Raw genomic sequence first — 21,441 nt, forward strand, 5'->3', positions numbered from 1 at the left:
CAGTGCCTACGGCGTGAATTCGCCAATGGGGCGATTGCGCGCCAGACTCCACCCTGCGGGCACCACACCTGCCGTCTTGGTGTCGGCCAACTGGACGGTGTATTTCCAGAGTATTTCGGTGAAGTTGAGCTTGAACTGCTCAGTGGGCATGTCATCCGGATTCGACTGGAACTGGATTTCGCTGATCATGGCGTCACGCAATGCCATGGTCAGTATGTTGGCCGTCTTGTCGCCGGAGTTACGGCAGATGTAGATCATCGTCGGCTGATCCTTGCCTGCGCCCAGGGGTTTGGCGCGCAGGCAGAGATCGAAGAACTTGACCGACAGCTTGTCGACGTACTTGACGCAGGTGAACTCGGTGATGATGGGGCGGCCTGAGGTACGCGCAGAGTTGGAGACATCCGTCGTCATCTGCTGCTTCATGCCCTGGTGTACCGATACCAGCTCGATACAGGCCGTACCATCGAATGGGATATTGGGGGTCCCGCCAAAGGTTTGTACCGTGGCGTCACCACCCGTACCCCAGTCAGTGGTATTGATCAGGCTGCCACCCTTGTCCCAACTGTTAAGCCCGCCGTCACTACCGGTAAAGAGCGTCTTGTCGCCCGGTTGCAAGAGAATCAGATCCATCGTGCTTTCCTTTCAGCATTCATTCGGGCTATTAGGCGGGTAGCTCGGCCACCAGGCGGATTGAGGTGGTCAATTCCTCAAGCTGGAAGTGCGGTCGCAAGAAGAGCGTGGCGCGATAGCTGCCTGGCGAGCCTGGCACCTCGGTCACGCTGATCTTGGCGGCACTGAGCGGATAGGCTGCCTTGACTGCCTGGGCAGCGCTTTCGTCCAGCAACACATACTGGCTGACCCAGGTATTGAGGAAGGCCTCGACATTGCCCCGCGTGAGGAAGCTGCCCACCTTCTCCCGCATGATCACCTTGACGTAATGAGCGAAGCGCGAGGCGGCCAGAATGTAGGGCAACATGGCCGATATCTGCGCATTACTATTGGCGAGGTCCGAGAGATACAGCTTGGGCTGATTGGTGGACTGCCCGCCAAAGAACGCCGCCTTGGCAGAACCCTTGCAATGGCAGATCGCCATGAAGCCGAGGTCATTCAGTTCTTTTTCGCGCCGGTCGGTAATCGCCACCTGGGTGGGGCAGATCATTTCCACATCGCCGTCATCGCTGGGGTAGGTGTAGACCGGCAAGCCTTCAACCAGGCCGCCACCTTCCACCCCGCGTATTGCCGCAGTCCAGCCATAGATGGCAAAAGCGTTGGTAATGCGCTCGGCCAGCACAAAGGCCGGGTTGCCCCACAGGAACTTTGCCGAATCGGGCATCTTGACGGCTGCAGCGGGGTCGCGGCTGACGTCTTCCTGGTAGTTGACGCCCTCGCAGGGCAGGGTGTCCGGCCCATAAGGCAGGCGTATCAGCACGCGTGGCAGTGTCAGAGTGACATAGCGGGAGTCTTCGCTTTGCCGGAAGGCGCGCCAGTTAATGAGTTCGACGCTCTCAAATATCTTTTGCAGATCGCGAGGCTTGGCCAGGTTTTCAAAGCTTTCGAGATCGAACAGCTTGGCGTAGGCTGCCGCGATAAAGGGTGCATGGCCAGCAGCGGCGACCTCAGCGAGCTTGGACAGCAAAGTCATGTCATTGGGGTGGCGGCCAAACTCGTAGTCACCCACCAGCATGCTGTAGGGCGCGCCGCCGTAGGTGCCGTATTCGGCTTCATAGATTTTCTTGAACAGGCCGCTCTGATCAAACTCCACTGCCTTGGTCAGGTCATCCAGCAGGTCCTTCTTCGACGCATTCAGCACGCGCAGTTTGAGCATGGCGCCGGTTTCAGTGCGCGACACAAGATAGAACAAGCCGCGCCAGGTGGCTTCCAGCCGCTGGAAATTCTCGGCATGCATGATGGCATCGAGCTGCAGGCCCAGCGCGTGATCCACTTCCGCCACGCGGTCGTCTATCAGTGCTGCAGAACCCGTCAAAGGGGCGGCGCCTTTTTTCGCGGCGCGGGCTGTGGCGTCGGCCAGCAAGGTATCCAGCCTGGCGACAACATCCACAGCGAACTGGCCCATCAACTCCAGCAGGGTCGCGGTGGCGTCTGCATCCAGCGCTAGTCCACTGGAGCCAACCAGATCTGCCAGCTTGCCCGTAGGGGTGACTTTCGCCCAATCGTCCGGCTTGGCAGTGGCACTGAACAGGCCAACCAGTTCGGCACGGGCCGCTTTGCCGTCGTCGCTATCTGCAACGACCAGATCGAGATAGCGCGCCAGCCTGTCGGTGATTTCGGCTTTGGACTGCAGAAAGCGTATGCGGGCGCGCCCTTCATACAGCGTGCGCATGTCATCGACCTGGTGTATCACCTTCACCGGCGTGAAGTCTTCCATATTGTTGAAAGACAGCGTGCCAGACAGCTTGGCGTCGGCAGGGGCGCCAGGCAGCAGATTGGGTATCTTGCCTATGGCCAGCTTGGGGGCAATGCTCTCCATGACCTTGTTGAAATTATCGCGATCAATCTCTGTGAGCTTGCGATCCTTGAGCGGGGGTAAGGGCTCGGCAAGAAAGTCGCCATTGAGCTCTGACAGGATGCCAACGATGAACGGCAGTTCCTTTTTCTCCAAGGCACCACCGGTCTCTACATCGTATGTGATGCGCACCCGCGGCGGGCGGACCCGCAATAGTTTGTCTTGAACACTTCCCAACATGGTTTGTCTGCTCCCTTTCTGAAGATCCGAACCGATCCGACGCAAGCGGCCATGGGGCAGATGGCAGTTCCATGCCATCGTTGCTGCGCCAATACCTAACGCGGTCCGCTTGATGTAGCCAAGGGTGCGAACCTCGCCGTGTAAGCGCCAGGGCAAGCCTTTGCGCTTGTGGGAGGCCTCTATATACAAGTCCCATGCCAGCAATACGAATTTCGTATTTGCTTGATTTGAAAGAGTATTTTTTTGATCTTCGCATGGTCTGGGTAAAGAATCACCCGCGGCATCCAAGGGCTGGGAGCAGCGAATGCAGATGGAGCTTGATCTGGGCGCATGGGTTGCATATGACCCGCCATGGGATCAAAACAACCCGCATTGCAAGAATCGGAGCGCAACTACCCTGCGGCGGTAAAACGGCTGGCCGCGTGGTAACCGAGGGGGAGGGGGGTCGCCAGAATGGTTGGCGTGAATGATGGGGCTGAAGCCATCGATGCAGGCGGGGCAAGGGCCGCCGATGGCGGCAGCCCTTGCAAAATCGGTGCGGCTGGCTACTGCTTGATGCCGTATTGCACGGTCACCACCACACGCGCTAGCTTGTCTATGGTCGATTTATCGTAAGCACCGCCATAGTCATCGTCGCTGCCACCGCCCTGTGCCGGCAGGATGTAAAAGGAGCCCTGGGTGGCAGATTTCATGGCGCCTACCGTCGCATCCCCCGTTTTGGCAAACTCGGTGGCCCGGTCGCGGGCATTGCGGGTGGCGCTGGCGATCAGCGACATCTTCACTTCTTCCAGCTTGCTTACCAGGAACTCCGGATCGCTAACCGAAACCGGCAGGCCACTTTCCTGCAGCATTACAATCTGGCCAGCGGCTTTCTCCACTGATTTCACGTCGTTGCTGCTCAAGAGCACCGTTTGCTCGGTGACATAGCCTTCCACCTCGGCAGTTTGCTGCTCTTTTTCATTTCGCTTATAGACGACTTGATAAGTTTGCCGGCCACTGCTCAACTGGGCGTCCTTGAAGCCCTGTTCCTTGAAGAAGGCCAGCAACTTGGGCTGATTGGCGCGCAAGTCGGCAAAAGCGTCCGGCAGCGTCCTTGCTTGGCCACGCACTACCACGGCCCAGCGGGCATGGTCGGCCTGCACGGTTTTCTCAGCCAGCCCTTTGACTGTGATTGATTGCTTATCGCCCGCAACGCGATCAAGCGCATAGCTCAATATGCCGGCCGACAATACCAAGCCTACGGCGATGCTGACACCAAGTGCGAGGCCGCCACTGGCGGGGCGTTCGGATAGTGACAAGGGATGCTCCTCAAGCAAGATAATAGGTATGGGTGACACCACGCTGCTGCGTGCTTGCCATGGACGCCCAATTGGGCGCACTCAGTCACTGTCGGGCAGGCGTGGTCACTGTAACGAATTATGCCGTCGGAATGATCGATTGAGCATTGGGCAATATTTGACTTGCCAAGGTGCAATGCTGGGGAGTGTGGGGGCAGGCTCTAAAGCCGCTTCGGCAGGCGCCAGATCAGGCGGCCGGCGATCTGGGTGCTTTCGAGCTGGCCCGATGCCTCAAGCATGTGCAAGGCCTTTTCGGTCAGCAGGGGGGGCGCCTCTTGATCGCCCCACTCCACCCACCAGCGGTGTATGCCTTCCAGGGTGTCCGCACTTTGTGGCCGTATGCCCAAGTAGCGCATGATCGAAGCCGCAATGGCCTCGATGCGTTCGTTATCGGTCATTCCTATTGTTCCGCTCTAGGCGCGGTGGAGCGTACCAACCGGCTACCGCATGACGTTTGTACCCGGCGCCAATGCACTGGCTGTCCCAAGGCTGATACACCATGTATCAGTTCAGCGCAAAATCGCCAAAGTCGGCCTCGATTGTATACTTTTTAACCAGCTTGCCGAAGGCGCTTCTGTCTTTGCCGGCCAGCTTGGCGGCATCCGTGATTTTGCCGCCAGCCTGTGCCAAGAGTTCTGCCACGTAGCGTCGCTCGAACTCTGCAATGGCCCGGGCTTTGGCATCTTTGAAGCTGCGGGCGCAGACATCATCGCGCGTTGCAAAAGCCATGCGCTGGCGCGATTCTTCGCAGCGCAACTCGTCGCCATCACTCATCAGGAACTCGCGATGTATGACGTTTTCCAGTTCGCGCACATTGCCAGGCCAACTGTATTGCTCAATAAACGCAATGGCGTCGGGGTGCAGCTTGCGCCCAGGGCTGCGGTACTGATGTCCGAGCCGGGTGATGAAGGTGTGTGCCAGCTCCAGCGCGTCGCCATGGCGTTCACGCAATGGCGGCAGGGTGACGCAGAGTACGTTCAGTCGGTACAGTAAATCCTGCCGGAAGCGCTGTTGCTGCACCAGCATGCCCAGATCGGCATTGCTGGCCACCAATACTCTGACATTGGCTTGGCTGTAGCCCTTGCCGCCGACGCGCCGATACGATTTGTCCTGCAGGAACCGTAGTAACGCGCCTTGCGCCTTTGCTGTCAGGGTGTCAATTTCATCGAGAAATAGCGTACCGCCTTCAGCTTCCCCCACCAAGCCCTGGCTGGATTGCTTGGCGTCGGTAAAGGCGCCGCGCTCGTGGCCGAATAACTCACTTTCAAACAAGGTGTCAGAAAGTGCGCCGCAATTGACTGGAATAAAGGGCTGGTCGCTGCGTGGCCCCAGATAGTGCAACGCACGGGCCGCCAATTCCTTGCCGGTGCCGCTTTCGCCGCCTATCAGGACTGTCGCATCTACGGGTGCCAAGCGATGAATAGTCTTTAGAGCATGCTGAAAAGCCGGCGAGCTGCCGACCAGATTGAGCCTAGACGAAGATTGCACACATTCCTCCTGATTCCCTGTTCCCGCTCTCGCGGGTTGTGTCGATTTGCGCAGGGTCATCAAAACCAGATGGCAGGCTCATGCGCGTAGGACTTTGCAACCGTTAAAGGACAAATAATCGGCGCTGTCAAACCGGATTTGAAAAAATACGGCTAATCGCGAACAGGCATCTCGCTGAGGTGCTGTCAATTTACGACTCGGCTGCGTAGCAAAGCAACTGCCCTTGATACGTTTGCCCTTGTGGTGCCGGGCAGCTAAGGTAAACACGCGCATTCGTGGCATTCACCGGATATCTCTGTTTGGGTGTGGCGCATCAAGCAAGGAAAAGAACCCCATCAAGCAGCGCCTGTGTTGAGATGGCGTGCGGGGCGGGGCTAATCGATCGACGTAGGAGGAGCAGGCATATGAACAGGAAAAAGGGCGGCTTCCCGGAAATATCCAATCCCAATCGAGGGACCAAAGCGCCTACCGGCAAGAAAGGCCCCGAGCTGGGGCTGGCCAAGCAGCAGCAGCACCACAACCGACCCGAGTACGCCCAACAGACCCAGCTACAGTCCGGCTTCATAATGCAAGGCATAGATCGCAAGGAAGCCAAACGCATGGCCAAGGCCAAGATCAAAGAGGGGCAATGACGGCCGCGCAACTCGGTGGGGCGTGACCGGCTGCTTGCAGGATAGGCTCTCGCCTGAGTTGCAGTGGTTGATCAGTGTTTCGATCAACCACTGCAGCGGCCCTTACTTGGCCTCGAACTTCAGCGTATACGCCTTGCCATCCGTCTTGTGGGTCTGCTTGATGCCCATGGCCTTCAGTACAGTCGGCAAGATGTCCGCCGAGCGGAAGCCGGTTGCCGGCTTTTCACGCTTGATGTGCGCGGACCAGGCAAACATGGGGATGCGTTGCTCTTCTTCACCTATCCCGCCGTGATCGCCGCTCACCGAGTAGGTCGTGCCACCGCCGAGTATGCCAACCACGTCCGCACTACCTTCCGCCGCCATTGTGTCCATCAATTCCTGACCATGGCGTTGCCACCATTGATGCTCACGCTTGGTCATGCGGCTGGCTGTCTTGGTGGCGGTGTCCAGCTTGTAGCGGCCGCCGTCTCGCCAGTAAGTGGCCACCACGCCTGGCAGGCCACGCATGATCTTGGCCATCTCCTGCTTTTTGGCGGGGCTGGTATCCTTCAGCCAGGTGTTGACAGTGGTCGATTGGTAGCTGAATGCCACATTGCCGGTATCGATCAGGGGCTTGATGGCTGGAATCGGCCTGTCGAAGCCGCTACCGTTGACCACATCACCGAAGTACCAGTTGTTGTCGCTCACGCCTGCAGCCTTGGAGCCGTGGAAGTTACCCCAGCCGGCCACGGCGCCGTGATCAGCGGTCACCACGATCAGGGTTTCGTCGAGTTGCCCCAGTGCCTTGAGCTTATCCAGCAGGCGGCCCATCTGCTCATCGGCGAACTTGGCGACAACGGGCAGTTGAGTCTGCGCGGCAGGGCCGTCCAGAATGGCTGCTGGCTTGCCCGGCCCCCACATATGGCCTGATTTGTCTATCCCGCCAAAAGTCACCAGCATGCCGCTCCAGTTCTCTTTTTCGGCCATGGCGATGGCTACGTCGGCCACCCAGGCGTCGCCGCCCAAGTGGGCGGGGTCGTTGCCAGGCACGAAGCGATTGCCATCCAGCGGGTAAAGCCAGCTGGGTGCTGCTGCCTTGGTGCCGTAATCGTTATTCTTGTCCGAGTTCACGTAGAAGCGGCCACAGCGCGGCTCGCTCAGGTAGGTCGGAACATTGACCCCTGCCGGGCCACGCCACTGTCCGCCAAGATTGTCGCAGCCTGTCTCCTTGCTGAGATCCTTCATGCGGTCGGAAAAGCGCACCGCGATATCAGCCGAGGGTGCGGCGATGGCTTCGACCGCGTAGTCCTTTTCTCCCACCACCACGAACTTGCTGCCGGGTTGGGCGGCGTGCAGATAGTCTGCCAGCTTGGGGTAGCCGGCGTGCTTCACCAGAATATTGAACTGCTCGCGGGTAAACGAGCCAGTCGTCCACATGGCATTCTTACCCTTGCCCAGCAGGTTCTCGCTGTCGCGGAATACCTCATCAGCCCAGCCCATGTTCTTGGGGAACTGGCCGCTGACCATCACGTTATGACTGACAACCGTCTCGGAAGCGGCATGGCCAAGGTAGCCCTGGGCAAAGTGCACACCACCATCGCGCAGCTGCCGCAGGTTGTCCATGTTGAACTGATCAACGTATTCCGGCTTCATCTGATCGAACACCGCAATCAGCACTCGCTTGGGCTTCCAGTCTGGCTTGGCTGCGGCAACATCCGTCGCAGCGGTGGCGGTCAGGCTGCTGAAGCCAACGGCACAGGCAGCCAGGCTGCCAAATAGGGGGCGTAACATGGATATTCCTCTCTGATGATTATGGTGAGCGTGTTGCCAGCCGGTGTTCCGGCGCTGCTGCATGCCCAGGCAAGCAGTAACAAGTATCGACCAAGAGTTGCCTCGCGGCACTGCAGCGCAAACCATGAGGGGCGCCTGAGGCGCGGCTCCTCCGGCCCTGAATCTTAACCGCCTTGTCTAGGTATTAAGGCGTTCTGGCTGAATAAATTTGCTGTGACTGTCACGTAATGTCGATAAACTGTGACAGTCACGAATGGGGAGTGTATGGCCAAGCAAGCCGAAGACAGGATGACCATGGAGCTGCCGCTTGACGGCAAAGCCAAGGCAAAGGTAGGTCGCAAACCCATAGGTAGCAAGGCCATGACGGCTGCCGAGCGCAAGCGGCGGTCTCGCCAGAACTCCGCCACCCGGTCGGTCGACTTTGATAAATGGCTACTGGCCTACCTGAGGCCGTTGGCAGAGGCCAGAAATGTGACCGTCACTCAATTGGTGTATTTGATGGCCAGCGGACTGAAATCCGGCCGCTTCGGCATCGAGCCATCAGAGGCGGAGATCAAGAATGTCCGGGAGATGTTCAAATCCGGCCTGTGAGGTATAGCGCTTACACGCTTAGGCCGGATAGGTCACCCATGGCAGGGCGCCAGCGTTAAGCCACAAGGGCGCTTTCACAAGTGGACAATCAGAGGGGGCGCCCCATGCGCAAGCTGCTGCGTAATACCTTTGCCGTCATCGTCGGAATATTGATAGGCGGCGCCGTCAACTCTGCACTCATCATGCTCAGCCCGTCGCTAATTCCACCGCCTGCTGGTGTGGATGTAAACAATGCCGAAAGCCTGAGTAGGTCGATACACCTTTTTGGGCCACAGCACTTCATCATGCCTTTCCTGGCACACGCGGTAGGCACGTTCGCCGGTGCACTCGTCGCCTGCATGGTTGCAGCCAGCCATAAAGTGCCCATTGGCCTGGCCATCGGCGTGGTGTTTCTTTGCGGCGGCGTGGCGGCCAGCTTCATGATTCCCGCGCCGGCCTGGTTTATTGCGCTCGATCTACTGCTTGCCTACCTGCCTATGGCCTGGCTTGGCGTGCGTATAGGTGGCTCGGGTGTGGCGATACCCTAGGTACAAATACCATGTGATGCCGCAGTGAGCCGTGAGAAGGGCGCAGCAACGCGGCTGCCGACAGGGCTGCGATGCGCCGTGAGGCGGGCATCCTTCAAACAGAGGATTCCCTTCAGATGATGCAGCTGTACAATTTTTTCGCAGCCTTGACGTCACTTTTCTCACAGAAAGGAAGCAAAATGAAAGCAATCATCAGGGCCGGCCTGGCAGTTGCCGCTGGCTTTATCTTGTGTGCGGGCGCTCAAGCGGCAACGCACAGCGTGTGGTCAGAAAAGCCCCTGGCGCTGACAGACCCGACCCTGGGCAGCTTTTCGCCGATCAGGGGCAATATGGCCACCACCTGGAACAGCAAGACCCGCTACGGCCATATGCATATCACGGCCCAAGCCAATCCGAATCTCACTTACGACTTCAATCTGGTCAGCATCAGCAGCAGCCACGCCGACTACATTTCCGGTGTCTGGGATATCTTTCGCAATGGTGTGCTGGTATGCAATGGCTGTATAGGTAAGGCCTATATTCTTAGTGCCCCAGTGGGCAACTACTTCAAAGTGTATATTGGCGACGAGAACTGCGCTGCTGAACGGTGGCATTACAGCGGCTACATTACGAATCGCTTTGACTTCTAACAAACATTCCCGTTTTGTCGATTCATCATATGTGGGCCGGCAACGCTTGATAAATGCTTGCGTTGTCCGGCCATTTCATTGCGCCGCGACCGCGGCGATTTGGCGTCACTTATCGTGCACTGCACCAGCGGTGCATGCTGGCGTACATGCCTGGCTGACGGCATATCCACGGCGGGCCGGGCATCCAATAACGCGATCAGGAGCGCCGGGCAATGTGATTATTACGGCTCTCGCAATCGAGGAATGACATCGGAATGCATCAAGGGTATTGCTATCATGGCGATCTGGTTGATTGGCTCATTTGGCACCGAATAATCATATGGTTATGCAGTCTCCGGATACGTGCCGATATGGAAGCCGGCCGATGCTGGTTGAAAACCAGTCAATTAAAACAACCAATACCTGAAGAGGAGTAAGTAATGAAGCTAATCAAACGCAGCTTATTGGCGCTGGCCGCACTGATGACAGGCGGCTTGGCCTGGGCTGACACCTATGATTCTGCCACCAACCGCCTGACTGTGGATTCCGTGCAAGTGGGTGATACCGTCTACACCAACGTTGTGATCACGGTCGGCACGATACACAGCGTGGGCGGCTCGTACCCAGCCAATACGCCCGTTACCGAAACCTGCAGCTTAAGCAATTTCACCAAGGCCAAGTTCGACGCCATTGCTGTGGGCATGCCGCTGGCACAGGTGAGCCAGGTCATGGGTTGTAAGAATACCCCTAGCTCCACCCAGCGCGGCAGTAATTATGTGGTGTATGTTTGGAAAGCGGTAGGTACCATGACTTACATCATGGTTTGGTTCGATGTCGACGGTACGGTAGTAACACGCCTGCATCCTGATCCTGTGATTCCGTTCAAGCAAGCAGTCGGTTTCTAAGTCGCCAGAAGACGTCAGGCTATCGCAGTGCCTGTCAGGCCTCCTCCAGCGCAGGGGAGGCTGGCGTACTGCAGGGCCCTGTCTGACACAATCCACGCCGGAAGGGCTTTCAGGCGGCGCTTGGCGACACTTCATGCTTACTAATTGTTGGTAGACCAAGTGGGGTAAGGTCATCTGCTCACGCCGTAGTGCTTCGCCAGCTTGTTCGCGCTGGGCTTCCTCTCCTGTGCTACATGACAAACTGCTGCCTGATTCACACCGTGGCAGAACGGCAATGGTGCTCGTTGCATTTCATTCCTGGAACGAAAAGCCCGGCTAGGCCGGGCTGCTGGTGACAGAGAGGAGGGGGCATTATGCATAGGACGGCGACGGCGCTGCCAGCGCGCCAAGTACAGACAGCAGCTGTTTTAGCTTGTGCCGTAACTTGACATAATAAACATTATGCGAAGTAATGTGGGTTGCCGTTCATATGCCGAATCGTTGCGGCGTCGTTCATCCCAAATGATGGGTGGTCAGATGATTCCGGTACGCGGCAGCGTACCTACATGCTCACGTAAATGTCGCAGAAACTCAGCCGCAATAGGTGGTAGCAGCTTGCCGCGCGGTTGAACAATGTACCAATTCGATTCAACCGGGAACCCCACCACATCCAACACGGCGAGGCCATCGACCGTAGGGTCGCTATGCAGCGTGTGGCGAGACAGTACTGACACCCCTAGGTTGGCCGCAACAGAGTGCTTGATTGCCTCGTTACTTCCCAGCTCCATGCGAACAATCGGCTGCAGGCCCAGCGCAGCAAAGTGCCGATCGCACGCGCGGCGCGTACCGGAGCCCTGCTCTCGCAGGATGAACCGTTCACTCAACAAGGTAGTAAGTGGAATCTGCAGGCTCGAAGCGAGCGGGTGATTGATGTGCGCCACCACGACTAGCGGGTTGGAGAGGAAGGCTTCTGTCGTGACATCCATATCCTGCGGCGGGTTGGACATGACGTAAAGATCGTCCTCGTTTGAACGAAGTCGCTGCAAGACTCCATCCCGGTTAAGAATGGAGAGGCTGACATCGACATCAGGATGCCGACGGCAGAATACGCCCAGCAGATTGGGAACAAAGTACTTTGCGGTGCTGACCACGGCAACCCGTAACCGTCCCCGTTGTAATCCTCGGAGTTGATCGATACGCTGACCAAACACCTCCCACTCCTTCTGCATGGCTTGCGCAGACTGCTGCAGGAGTCTCCCCGCCTCGGTCAAGAACACCCGCTTGCCGATCACCTCGTAGAGTGGCAATCCCACATTCTCTGCTAGCTCGCGCAGCTGCATAGAGACAGTTGGCTGAGTGACATGACACGCCCTTGCCGCCCCACTGATGCTGCCATGTTCGGCCAAGGCGAGAAAAAGCTGCAGCTGTCGGAACGTGACGCTCATAGATAAAAATCGATACAAATCATATTAAATATCGATTTTACATTATCGATGTACTCACTCTACCATGCAACCTACTTTTCGGAGGATAGGTTACGTGCAAAGCCTGCTAGATCCCGCCATTCTGTTTTTTGTCTTCGGCGTCGCAGCCGGGCTACTCAAGTCCAATCTCGAAATTCCACCGGCTATTTCCCGTTTTCTCTCCCTCTATCTCCTCATGGCGCTCGGGCTTAAAGGAGGCTTTGCCTTGGCGCATTCAGGGCTGACTGGCGAGGTGGCGACTACGCTCGCCATCGCGGTAAGCCTAGCCATACTTGTCCCACTGCTTGGCTATGTGCTGTTGCGCCGGGCGGTTGGCAGTTTTGATGCTGCCGCACTCGCCGCGACCTATGGCTCTGTCAGTGCGGTTACCTTTATCACGGCGACACAATACTTGGAGATCCGCGGCTACGGTTTCGGCGGCCACATGGCAGCAGCCATGGCCTTGATGGAGGCGCCAGCGATTGTTCTGGCCGTCCTGATTGCCAATCAGCTACGCCAAAAGGCCGGAGTGGTCGTTGTTGAAAATAGCGTAGGGGTATTCTCTAGCGCCCCTAGTGGGGGCATGTCCATAGGCAAAGTGGTTCATGAGTCACTAACCGATGGCGCACAATTGCTGCTGCTTGGCGCCATGCTGATCGGCCTTTTGACGGGTGAGGCCGGCAAGGCCGCGATGCAGCCATTCTCTGGCGACCTCTTCAAGGGGATGCTCGCATTCTTCTTGCTTGATATGGGCTTGAACGCGGCCAGACAGCTCCCCCAGCTACGCGGCAGCTCGCCGTGGCTACTGGCCTACGCCGTACTGGCGCCAATTGCACATGCTGGATTCACCCTACTCGTCTGCTTGTTGATGGGCGTACAAGCTGGGAATGCTACCTTGCTCATGGTCCTCGCAGCCAGCGCGTCCTACATCGCCGTCCCGGCTGCATTGCGGCTAGCCATTCCCGAAGCGAGACCCGCGCTCTATTTCGGCATGTCGCTTGGCATAACCTTCCCTTTCAACATCCTGCTCGGCATCCCGCTTTATACGGGCATTGCCCATAGCGTGCTCAGCTATGGCAACCTGCAGTGATATCGTAAGCACGGTCATAAGCTTGAGTCTGCACGTCCAGCATGCCCAGCACTGTATGGAAAATGTTGTCATGGCTCAGAGAGCGATCAGCCTGCTGCTGCAGGCACCCCGCACGCACACCAAAGCTCCTTTCGTATGTGCTACTTGTCCAGATGAACATGGGCACGTGAGTTTGCACCTCGGGAGCAATGACACGCGGGAGACCATGTAGGAATACGCCGCTTTCTCCTAGCGATTCACCATGGTCGGAGACATAAACCATGGCAGCATCATGGCTTTGTTGGTTTTGTAGCAACCGTATCGTCTGGGCGAGAAAGTGATCTGTGTAACGAATTGCGTTGTCATAGCTATTGATGACTTGCTCGCGCGAGCATTTACCCAAGTCAACGGTATCGCAGGTCGGGGTAAACGTCCTCATCGTGGGCGGGTAACGCCGGAAATAGGCCGGCCCATGATTACCTAGCTGATGCAGAACAATCACCAAACTGCCGGATGTGGAAGCGATACGCTGCTCCAGACCCTTGAGCATGATTTCGTCAAGGCAGCCCTTGCCATCGCAAAGCGCCCGATCCGTCTGGCTATCCAGCTGCTCCGTAGGGATGTCACTACATACCCCTTTGCAGCCAGATTGATTGTCTCGCCACAAGACATTCAATTTCGCATGGCGTAGGACATGCAGCAGTGATTCGTGACCGAGAATCTTAGCCTCGTCATAGTGGCGACGACCAAAGGGCGAGAACATACAAGGCACCGAAACTTCAGTATTGGTACCACAGGAGGTTACAGCACGAAAATTGTGCACTCCCTGCTTCGCCAGTTCCGGTGTTGTCTGTCGTTCATATCCACTTAGCCCCCAATTAGCAGCGCGGGCAGTCTCACCCACAACCAACACCAGTACCACCGGCTTGGCCCGCGTTTGCCAGGAGGCGCCCAACTTTGCGTCAATGCCGACTGGAACCTTGGGTCCGCGCGCCTTGGCTTCTTCTGCTGCAACAACTTTGAGTGTGGATACGATGAAGTTGCCAGGTGTAATGAGATGGCGCAGCGCCTTCTGATTACGCATTGTTGCGGACAAATCCTGGAATACCAGAAGGATCGCGCTGGCTGCGATGGCTAGCGCCGCCACTACCCAGGCCATACGCATCAAGCCTGCCTTGATCGGGCGGGAATACGTTAGATTGACGCGCCACAAAACCCACAGTGGGAGGCCGGTATGTAGCAACATGTGAGGAATCAAGCCTAGCGTCAGCAGATCACGTGCCTCTTTGGGATTGGTGCGCAGGACGTTGCGTGCCATCGTAGTGTCAAAGTAGACCTGATAGTGTTGCGTGAAATAGGTGGCCATGCCTGATGCCACGAAAAGCACCGTCAACAATGGCTTTACGGTCCAACGGTTGAGCACGAGCAAAAGAAAAGCAAAGTGCAATGCAATCAGACCCACAGCGATAGCAACAGCAAAGAACCAAGTGAAGGGTGCGTAGATGTCTCGGCCGGACATCAGGGCAGACCAAAAAGCGCCGTTACAACAAGTAATAAAGAAACAAGACGCAAGCAGCGTGAGCAACTCGACGCTAAGCGCGGGCCGCGAGCAAACTGCTTCGTAAAGCCAATTGGAACGCCTAGCGCTGGTGAAGGCTGGGATGGAGAGCTGCAAAGGTCGATCCTGACTTGCCCGTATGCGAAAGCTTGGTCAGCATTTCGGGAGCAATAAGTGAGTATCGAGTCATTACAGCAACCGCACCTTAAGCCAGCCTTAAGCTGGTCAAACCATTAGCTACGAGCCTCGCTGGTCGGCATGAATCGACCCAGTGTATCGTCCACCAGCAAGCAAACTGCCCAGCAAACCCATGCGGACCAAAGGGTATGTGAGAGGAAGTGGGCTCCACGCAATTGTTGCCCCCAGCCCAGTAATAGCCCAGCGACGAACGCCAAGCTCCACACCCATCTTGCCATGCGAGGATTGCGCCCCCGCCACAACAGGACGAACGCAAACAGGGCAAAGCCCGTACTGGCATGACCAGCCGGGAAACACTGACCGACTGCGTTTACAGGCGTAAAGGGGAAAATCGTTGTCTCGGCGATTGAACCACCATAGCGCGTTAGATCCCAAGGGCAAGGCTTGGTACTGAAATGCTTAAGCGTAGCCACCGAGGCTGGTGCCAGAACCAGCGCTATTCCCACCGCCAACCAGCGGCGGTTGACGCTTCTGTCGGCTGGCCACCTCGGACTAGTGAACACTCGTAGCCATACCACGACAGCGCTAACCAAGACCATCCATTTGACCCAGCGATGGCTGAATACCTCGACCCACCAATTACCAGCCCCAACAAAGCTACCGGCCTTGTAGTGCGGGTCTTGAAGCCAGATGTCGAGGGGCAACAATCCGAACAGAAGGGTAAGCATCAGGGCGCAAGCGTGCATTCCCAGCCATGCCCCACCCCATGGGAGAACCGTGGGGCGCTTAGGTATCTGGGATAAATCGGGAAGGGTGGGATGCGGCATAAGCACCGGACCATGTGTAACGGGCAAGTGCATCATTCAGCCCGTCTAAACTTAACACGATCTTAAATGCCAACTGTTTGACTACGACTGCCGGATCGGAGGCACTATGGGTGCATAGGCATCCTGCCTATATAGCTTACGGGCAGTAAGCGGCATATCCTCTTCCGCCTGCGTGTTAATACTACGCACTCGTACTCGCTATTGCGGCATCACCCCCGGCAACCTCAACCCGATTACGACCCTGATGCTTGGCTCGATACAAAGCCGCATCCGCAGCCTGGATGAGCTCCTCGGCTCGGTCGGCATGCTGGGGCGAGCTGGCGATGCCCATGGAGATGGTCACGGCAGGCAGTGGCTTACCGCCGAGTCGGATGGTTAGCAGGGAGACCTGTTCACGCAGTTCTTCGCACTTGGTCTGGGCGTTCTCTGGCGTGGTTTCCGGCATGATCAGGGTGAATTCCTCGCCACCGAAACGACAGGCAAGGTCGCTGCCACGCAAGGCCTTCTGCATGAACTGGGCAATCTGCCGCAATACCAGATCGCCGGCCTCGTGCCCGTGGGTGTCGTTAAAGCGCTTGAAGTGATCTACGTCCAGCATCACCACGCTCAGCGGGGCGCTGAGGCGATTGGCCCGTGTCAGTTCACGCTGTAGGGTCTCGTCGAGGAAGCGCCGGTTGTAGAGCCCTGTGAGCGCATCGACTATGGATTGCCGTCGCAGGTTTTCCCGCAGGTTCATATTCGTCACCGCCAGCGCCACCTGTTCGGCCAGGGCATTTGCCAGTTGGCGCAAGCCGATGGGGAAAGGCTCCTCTGCTCCGGCTGGCGCCTCAAGATAGAGGATGCCCACAGGCTCGCCCCCAGCCATGAGCGGCAGGCAAAGATAGGCCCCTGGGGCCTCGTGCTGCAGATGCTGGCAGACCGGCGCTTTGCCGCTGTCGGCCACCTCGTGTATCTGGCCACGGCGTATTGCCCAGCATTGCTGCGGCTCGAACAACTGTGTATCGCTTGCCGGCGACAGCCAGCTGACCATGCGTTCCAGCAGGCCCCGTGAGGGGTGGTAGGCGTAAATGGCGCCGGCATGGGCTGGAAACAGCTGGTGTGCGTACTTGCCGACCACGCCGAAAAACTCCTCGCTATCGACGCAGACCTGCAGTGCACTCGACATGCGCGACAGTATCGCCATCTGGTAGTTGTGCTCCTCCAGATTGTCTGCTGTCAGTTGAGCGCGCTCGCTCAGCGCCTGCAGCTCATGGGCGACTGCCAGGCGCTCGCGCATGGCGCGGAATATCTGCCATAACAGGGTGGCAAACAACGCGCCGTCCAGGCTGGTGATCAGGAGGACCGCCAGGCTCACCAATCGCTCGCGGCTGCGCTGCTCCGCTGCGATGCTCGCCTGCCGCACGCTGAGTATGGCGCTCGCCTCGGCGACGGTGACGCGGATGCGGTCCATATTGAGCTTGCCCTGGGAGATATCGTGAAACTCCGGGCTGTCGCCACTGCTTTTGCGTTGTCGGCTCGCTATCATGCGCGACTGATACTCGCGCAAGGCCTTGACCAGGTTGCGCAGTTCGCGCATTCGCGGTGCCAGCGTCGCGTCGTCGGCAAACTGCCGGTCTAGCTGCGCTTGCAGTTCGCTGGAGCGCTCCGTTCCCTGGTAGTAAGGCTGCAGGTATTCCTCGCGGCCGGTCAGCAGATAACCGCGCGTGCCTGTCTCGGCGTCCTTGAGGCCCGACAGCATGACCTGCATGTCTTCCATCTGGCCGACGATCTGTTCGCGCTGGCTGGCTGCGGCGTTGACCCAGTTGGCGGACAGCATCGGCACCAGTGCGGTGAGGGCCAGCAGCAGCAAGGCCAACACGAAGCCGGCTTGTAGCAGTCGATAATGGGTGCTTGATTCCATGGCGATTCGATATCCCTGACGTACACCGAAGACCTAGGAAGGCCTGGCTGGGGCGGGCGGTTGCGCTTGCTCGGCGGCAATAGACAGCGCAGCGCCCTCTCCTGCCCTTCTCGATACAGGATAGCAGCATCCGGCTTATCCACATCTGCTGTGGATAAGCCCGGCCAAAACCGCTAAAAACCTCGATGCATCAATACCCGAATCGGGTTGCGCAAAATTTGCGCATTTACCAGCGGCACCTGCTTTGCCGTTTATTTCTTCAGGGCTGCAAAGGCCGCTGCCATGGCAGTGTTGCCGCTCTGCTGGGCCTTGGCTTGGCGATCGGGCCTTGGGGTTGCTGGGTTGGCGCTGCGTGTGAGGCTGCCGCCTTCGATGGGGTCGTCCAGGCGCATGGTCAGGGCGATGCGCTGGCGTTTGACGTCTACCTCCACCACTTTGACCTTTACCACATCGCCGGCCTTGACCACGTCACGCGGGTCTTTGACAAATTTGCTGGCCAGTGCCGATACATGCACCAGGCCGTCCTGGTGCACGCCGATATCGACAAAGGCGCCAAAGGCCGCCACATTGCTGACCACGCCTTCGAGCACCATGCCAGGCAATAGGTCCTTGATGTCTTCTACCCCATCCTGAAAGGTTGCGGTTTTGAATTCGGGGCGCGGGTCGCGGCCGGGTTTGTCCAGTTCGCTGAGGATATCGCGCACGGTGGGCAAGCCGAAGCGCTCGTCGGTGAACTCGGTTGCGTTCAATTGCTTGAGCAGACCGCTGTCGCCCAGCAGCGATTTCACTTCACGCCGGGTTTTGACGATGATTTTTTCTACTACCGGGTAGGCTTCTGGGTGGACCGCACTGGCATCCAACGGGTTGCTGCCATTCATGATGCGCAAGAAGCCGGCAGCCAGTTCGAAAGTCTTTTCGCCCAACCGAGGCACCGCCTTAAGTGCCATGCGGTCGCTGAACGCGCCGTGGGCATCGCGGTGCGCCACGATATTGCTGGCCAGGGTGGCACTAAGGCCGGAGACGCGCGCCAGCAAGGCGCTGGAGGCCGTGTTGACGTCCACGCCCACCGCGTTCACGCAGTCTTCCACCACCGCATCCAGCGTACGCGCCAGTTCGCCCTGGTTGACATCATGCTGGTACTGCCCTACCCCAATGGCCTTGGGATCGATCTTGACCAACTCCGCCAGCGGATCTTGCAGGCGACGGGCAATGGAGACTGCGCCACGCAGGCTGACATCCAGGTCGGGGAACTCGCGGGCGGCCAATTCTGAGGCGGAATATACCGAGGCGCCGGCTTCGGATACCACTATCTTCTGCAGCTTGCGCTCCGGTAGTTGCTTGATCAGGTCGGCGGCCAGCTTGTCGGTTTCGCGGCTTGCGGTGCCGTTGCCGATGGCTATCAGCTCCACGCCATGCTGTGTCACCAGGCGGTTCAGGCGGTGCAGGCTACCATCCCAGTCGTTACGTGGCACATGGGGGTAGATGGTATCGGTGGCGACCACCTTGCCGGTCTTGTCGGTCACTGCCACCTTTACCCCGGTACGCAAGCCAGGGTCCAGGCCCAGCGTGGCGCGTGGCCCGGCGGGGGCGGCCAGCAGCAGGTCCTTGAGATTGCTGGCGAATATCTTGATGGCCTCGGTCTCGGCACTTTCGCGTATCCGATTGGTCAGTTCCACTTCGAGCGTCAGGAATATCTTGGCACGCCAGGCCAGGCGCACGGTATCCATCAGCCAGCGGTCGGCGGGGCGGCTGGCATCGCGGATATTGAAGCGTGCGGCAATGCGGGTTTCACCCGCACCTGGCTTGCCTGCCGGCAGATCGGCATCTTCGGGCAGTGCCAGCGTAAAGTTCAGCATGCCTTCGTTGCGGCCCCGCAATACCGCCAGCACCCGGTGCGACGGCGCACGGTGCAGGGGCTCGCGGTGGTCGAAATAGTCGGCGTACTTGGCGCCGGCTTCGCGCTTGCTCTCGTCTGCCAGGCTGGCAACCAGTTCGGCGCGTTGCCACAGCAGCTCACGTAGCTCGTGCAGCAGTGCGGCATCCTCGGCAAACTGCTCGATCAGGATATGGCGAGCACCATCGAGGGCGGCCTTGGTGTCGGCCACGCCCTTTTCCTCGCTGACAAAGCTTGCTGCCTCAGCTTCCGGCTGGCGGCCGGGCTCAGCCAGCAGCAGCTCGGCCAAGGGTGCCAACCCTGCTTCACGGGCGATCTGCGCGCGGGTGCGGCGCTTGGGTTTGTACGGTAGGTAGAGGTCTTCCAAGCGCTGCTTGTTGTCTGCCGCCAGTAAGGCAGTTTGCAGCTCGTCCGTCAGCTTGCCCTGCTCCTGTACCGAGGCGATCACGGCGGTGCGCCTATCTTCCAGTTCGCGCAAATAGCGCAACCGCTCATCCAGGTGGCGCAACTGGGTATCGTCCAGCCCGCCGGTGGCTTCTTTGCGATAGCGGGCAATAAACGGCACGGTGGCGCCTTCGTCCAGCAGCGCCATGGTGGCGGCAACCTGGGCTGGGCGGCAGTTGAGTTCCTGGGCAATACGGTGTTCGATGGGAGGCAGCATGGCGTCTAGGCAGGGATACAGGAAAGACACAGCCCGGCTGTTTCCAGCCGGGCCGCAAGGTTTTGATGCGTAAGGAATTACTTGTCCAGCAGGATCCGCAAGGTACGGCGCAGCGGCTCGGCAGCGCCCCACAGCAGTTGGTCGCCACAGACAAAGGCACTGACATAGTCGGGGCCCATATTGAGCTTACGCACCCGGCCAACCGCGATATCCAGCTTCCCGGTGACTGCCGTAGGCGTTAGCTCACGCACCGTGGTGGCACGGTCATTTGGCACAAACCTGACCCACTGGTTGCTGCCCTTGATCAGGTTTTCGATCTCGGCCAGCGGCAGATCGCGATTCAGCTTCAGCGTCAGTGCCAGGCTATGGCAGCGCATGGCGCCTATGCGGACGCACAGGCCATCAACTGGTATGGGCGAGCTGGTGCCCAGTATCTTGTTGACCTCGGCCAGGCCCTTCCATTCTTCCTTGGACTGACCGTTGTCCAGCTGCTTGTCTATCCAGGGGATCAGGCTGCCGGCCAGTGGTGCGCCAAAGTGTTCGGTCGGGAAGGCATCGCTGCGCATGGTTTCGGCCACGCGCTGGTCTATCTCCAGAATGGCAGACGAGGGGTCATCCAGCAGGTGGGCGACAGAGGCATTGACCTTACCCATCTGGTTGAGCAGTTCGCGCATGTTCTGCGCGCCTGCGCCCGATGCAGCCTGGTAGGTCATGGACGACACCCAATCCACCAGGCCGGCCTTGAACAGACCGCCCAAGCCCATCAGCAGGATGGAATTGGTGCAGTTGCCGCCGATGAAATCGCGACCGCCCCGGGCGATGGATGCCTTGATCTGGTCCAGATTGACCGGATCAAGCACGATCACGGCGTCATCTTCCATCCGCAGCGTGCTGGCCGCGTCTATCCAGAAACCATGCCAACCTGCAGCGCGCAACTGGGGATGCAGCTCGGTGGTGTAATCGCCACCCTGGCAGGTAATGATGACGTCCATGGCTTTCAACTCGGCCACAGACTTGGCGTCCTTCAAGGGCGCCGCGCCACGCCCTACGTCCGGCCCTGCCCCACCGACATTGGAGGTGGTGAAGAACACGGGGTCGATCAGGGCGAAATCGCCCTCCTCACGCATGCGCTGCATAAGCACGGAGCCAACCATACCGCGCCAACCAACCAAACCGACTTTCAACATGATGGTATTCCTATGATCCAGATTGTTTGTGATGCCTCATCGCCTGGATCGGCAATACTTGGCGGCAGCGACACAACCTGCGGGTTGTTCTGCATTGCACCGCCAAAGCCTCAGAGCTGAGGAATCAGGAGTTTACCGCAAGCGCAGCCATGTTTGTGGGCTGGTGCAGTGCAGTGGATTCTCCTGACCTTACTGCCATAGCG

At 58.4% G+C, this 21,441-nt stretch carries 18 protein-coding genes; 6 read left to right on the top strand and 12 right to left on the bottom strand.

Annotated elements, in window-relative coordinates; translation table 11 throughout:
* Positions 1 to 6 precede the first annotated feature (6 nt).
* The 5 genes from QWZ03_RS19800 to QWZ03_RS19825 form a co-directional block, all read right to left on the bottom strand.
* Positions 7 to 630 (bottom strand): Hcp family type VI secretion system effector, encoded by a 624-nt coding sequence (locus tag QWZ03_RS19800; protein WP_284196000.1) that lies wholly within the window; start codon positions 628 to 630, stop codon positions 7 to 9.
* A gap of 31 nt (positions 631 to 661) precedes the next feature.
* Positions 662 to 2,704 (bottom strand): type VI secretion system contractile sheath large subunit, encoded by a 2,043-nt coding sequence (tssC, locus tag QWZ03_RS19805; RefSeq protein WP_308447588.1) that lies wholly within the window; start codon positions 2,702 to 2,704, stop codon positions 662 to 664.
* Positions 2,705 to 3,249: 545 nt separating this feature from the next.
* On the bottom strand, positions 3,250 to 4,002 hold the full coding sequence (locus QWZ03_RS19815; protein ID WP_290334343.1) for an SIMPL domain-containing protein: 753 nt from the start codon (positions 4,000 to 4,002) through the stop codon (positions 3,250 to 3,252).
* A 200-nt stretch (positions 4,003 to 4,202) separates the two neighbouring features.
* Positions 4,203 to 4,439, bottom strand: coding sequence for a hypothetical protein (locus tag QWZ03_RS19820; RefSeq protein WP_290334344.1), 237 nt, complete (start codon positions 4,437 to 4,439; stop codon positions 4,203 to 4,205).
* A 106-nt stretch (positions 4,440 to 4,545) separates the two neighbouring features.
* Entirely contained in the window at positions 4,546 to 5,529 is a 984-nt protein-coding gene (locus QWZ03_RS19825; protein ID WP_290334345.1) for a sigma-54 interaction domain-containing protein, read from the bottom strand.
* A gap of 404 nt (positions 5,530 to 5,933) precedes the next feature.
* On the opposite strand from QWZ03_RS19825, the gene QWZ03_RS19830 reads away from it, so the two are divergent.
* Positions 5,934 to 6,161, top strand: a complete 228-nt coding sequence (locus tag QWZ03_RS19830) for a hypothetical protein (RefSeq protein ID WP_290334346.1) — start codon at positions 5,934 to 5,936, stop codon at positions 6,159 to 6,161.
* A 102-nt stretch (positions 6,162 to 6,263) separates the two neighbouring features.
* Here the strand turns inward: QWZ03_RS19830 and QWZ03_RS19835 are convergent, their stop codons facing one another.
* Positions 6,264 to 7,931 carry an alkaline phosphatase family protein gene (locus QWZ03_RS19835; RefSeq protein WP_290334347.1) on the bottom strand — a complete coding sequence of 556 codons (1,668 nt, stop codon included), beginning with the start codon at positions 7,929 to 7,931 and terminating at the stop codon, positions 6,264 to 6,266.
* 264 nt (positions 7,932 to 8,195) lie between these two features.
* Here QWZ03_RS19835 and QWZ03_RS19840 point away from each other — a divergent pair, with 264 nt between their 5' ends.
* From QWZ03_RS19840 to QWZ03_RS19855, 4 genes are all read left to right on the top strand, one after another.
* A complete protein-coding gene (locus tag QWZ03_RS19840; RefSeq protein ID WP_290334348.1) occupies positions 8,196 to 8,522 on the top strand; it encodes a hypothetical protein in 327 nt (108 codons plus the stop codon).
* 104 nt (positions 8,523 to 8,626) lie between these two features.
* Positions 8,627 to 9,049: a hypothetical protein gene (locus tag QWZ03_RS19845; protein ID WP_290334349.1), complete on the top strand. Its 423-nt coding sequence runs from the start codon at positions 8,627 to 8,629 to the stop codon at positions 9,047 to 9,049.
* Positions 9,050 to 9,165: 116 nt separating this feature from the next.
* Entirely contained in the window at positions 9,166 to 9,678 is a 513-nt protein-coding gene (locus tag QWZ03_RS19850) for a hypothetical protein (RefSeq protein ID WP_290334350.1), read from the top strand.
* Positions 9,679 to 10,097: 419 nt separating this feature from the next.
* On the top strand, positions 10,098 to 10,562 hold the full coding sequence (locus QWZ03_RS19855; RefSeq protein WP_290334351.1) for a hypothetical protein: 465 nt from the start codon (positions 10,098 to 10,100) through the stop codon (positions 10,560 to 10,562).
* 512 nt (positions 10,563 to 11,074) lie between these two features.
* On the opposite strand, the gene QWZ03_RS19860 is transcribed toward QWZ03_RS19855, so the two are convergent.
* Positions 11,075 to 11,986 (bottom strand): LysR family transcriptional regulator, encoded by a 912-nt coding sequence (locus QWZ03_RS19860; RefSeq protein ID WP_290334353.1) that lies wholly within the window; start codon positions 11,984 to 11,986, stop codon positions 11,075 to 11,077.
* Between the two features lie 94 nt (positions 11,987 to 12,080).
* Here QWZ03_RS19860 and QWZ03_RS19865 point away from each other — a divergent pair, with 94 nt between their 5' ends.
* On the top strand, positions 12,081 to 13,094 hold the full coding sequence (locus QWZ03_RS19865; protein ID WP_290334354.1) for a sodium-dependent bicarbonate transport family permease: 1,014 nt from the start codon (positions 12,081 to 12,083) through the stop codon (positions 13,092 to 13,094).
* Here the strand turns inward: QWZ03_RS19865 and QWZ03_RS19870 are convergent.
* The 5 genes from QWZ03_RS19870 to asd form a co-directional block, all read right to left on the bottom strand.
* Complete coding sequence (locus QWZ03_RS19870; protein WP_290334355.1) at positions 13,072 to 14,748, bottom strand: phosphoethanolamine transferase; 1,677 nt, start codon at positions 14,746 to 14,748, stop codon at positions 13,072 to 13,074. The genes QWZ03_RS19865 and QWZ03_RS19870 overlap by 23 nt on opposite strands.
* A 116-nt stretch (positions 14,749 to 14,864) precedes the next feature.
* Entirely contained in the window at positions 14,865 to 15,632 is a 768-nt protein-coding gene (locus QWZ03_RS21030) for a phosphatase PAP2 family protein (RefSeq protein WP_373322446.1), read from the bottom strand.
* A 145-nt stretch (positions 15,633 to 15,777) separates the two neighbouring features.
* Positions 15,778 to 17,496, bottom strand: coding sequence for a diguanylate cyclase (locus tag QWZ03_RS19875; RefSeq protein ID WP_290334356.1), 1,719 nt, complete (start codon positions 17,494 to 17,496; stop codon positions 15,778 to 15,780).
* A 251-nt stretch (positions 17,497 to 17,747) separates the two neighbouring features.
* Complete coding sequence (locus QWZ03_RS19880; protein ID WP_290334357.1) at positions 17,748 to 20,051, bottom strand: Tex family protein; 2,304 nt, start codon at positions 20,049 to 20,051, stop codon at positions 17,748 to 17,750.
* A gap of 77 nt (positions 20,052 to 20,128) precedes the next feature.
* On the bottom strand, positions 20,129 to 21,238 hold the full coding sequence (gene asd, locus QWZ03_RS19885; protein WP_290334358.1) for an aspartate-semialdehyde dehydrogenase: 1,110 nt from the start codon (positions 21,236 to 21,238) through the stop codon (positions 20,129 to 20,131).
* Positions 21,239 to 21,441 lie beyond the last annotated feature (203 nt).

The sequence above is a fragment of the Chitinimonas viridis genome (assembly GCF_030409555.1).
GTDB lineage: Bacteria > Pseudomonadota > Gammaproteobacteria > Burkholderiales > Chitinimonadaceae > Chitinimonas > Chitinimonas viridis.

Bases quoted from the DNA above. Each gene is read 5' to 3' on its own strand.
- QWZ03_RS19800 (WP_284196000.1), bottom strand. From the start codon at position 630: ATGGATCTGATTCTCTTGCAACCGGGCGACAAGACGCTCTTTACCGGT.
- tssC (WP_308447588.1), bottom strand. From the start codon at position 2,704: ATGTTGGGAAGTGTTCAAGACAAACTATTGCGGGTCCGCCCGCCGCGG.
- QWZ03_RS19820 (WP_290334344.1), bottom strand. From the start codon at position 4,439: ATGACCGATAACGAACGCATCGAGGCCATTGCGGCTTCGATCATGCGC.
- QWZ03_RS19830 (WP_290334346.1), top strand. From the start codon at position 5,934: ATGAACAGGAAAAAGGGCGGCTTCCCGGAAATATCCAATCCCAATCGA.
- QWZ03_RS19835 (WP_290334347.1), bottom strand. From the start codon at position 7,931: ATGTTACGCCCCCTATTTGGCAGCCTGGCTGCCTGTGCCGTTGGCTTC.
- QWZ03_RS19840 (WP_290334348.1), top strand. From the start codon at position 8,196: ATGGCCAAGCAAGCCGAAGACAGGATGACCATGGAGCTGCCGCTTGAC.
- QWZ03_RS19845 (WP_290334349.1), top strand. From the start codon at position 8,627: ATGCGCAAGCTGCTGCGTAATACCTTTGCCGTCATCGTCGGAATATTG.
- QWZ03_RS19850 (WP_290334350.1), top strand. From the start codon at position 9,166: ATGATGCAGCTGTACAATTTTTTCGCAGCCTTGACGTCACTTTTCTCA.
- QWZ03_RS19855 (WP_290334351.1), top strand. From the start codon at position 10,098: ATGAAGCTAATCAAACGCAGCTTATTGGCGCTGGCCGCACTGATGACA.
- QWZ03_RS19860 (WP_290334353.1), bottom strand. From the start codon at position 11,986: ATGAGCGTCACGTTCCGACAGCTGCAGCTTTTTCTCGCCTTGGCCGAA.
- QWZ03_RS21030 (WP_373322446.1), bottom strand. From the start codon at position 15,632: ATGATGCACTTGCCCGTTACACATGGTCCGGTGCTTATGCCGCATCCC.
- QWZ03_RS19875 (WP_290334356.1), bottom strand. From the start codon at position 17,496: ATGGAATCAAGCACCCATTATCGACTGCTACAAGCCGGCTTCGTGTTG.
- QWZ03_RS19880 (WP_290334357.1), bottom strand. From the start codon at position 20,051: ATGCTGCCTCCCATCGAACACCGTATTGCCCAGGAACTCAACTGCCGC.
- asd (WP_290334358.1), bottom strand. From the start codon at position 21,238: ATGTTGAAAGTCGGTTTGGTTGGTTGGCGCGGTATGGTTGGCTCCGTG.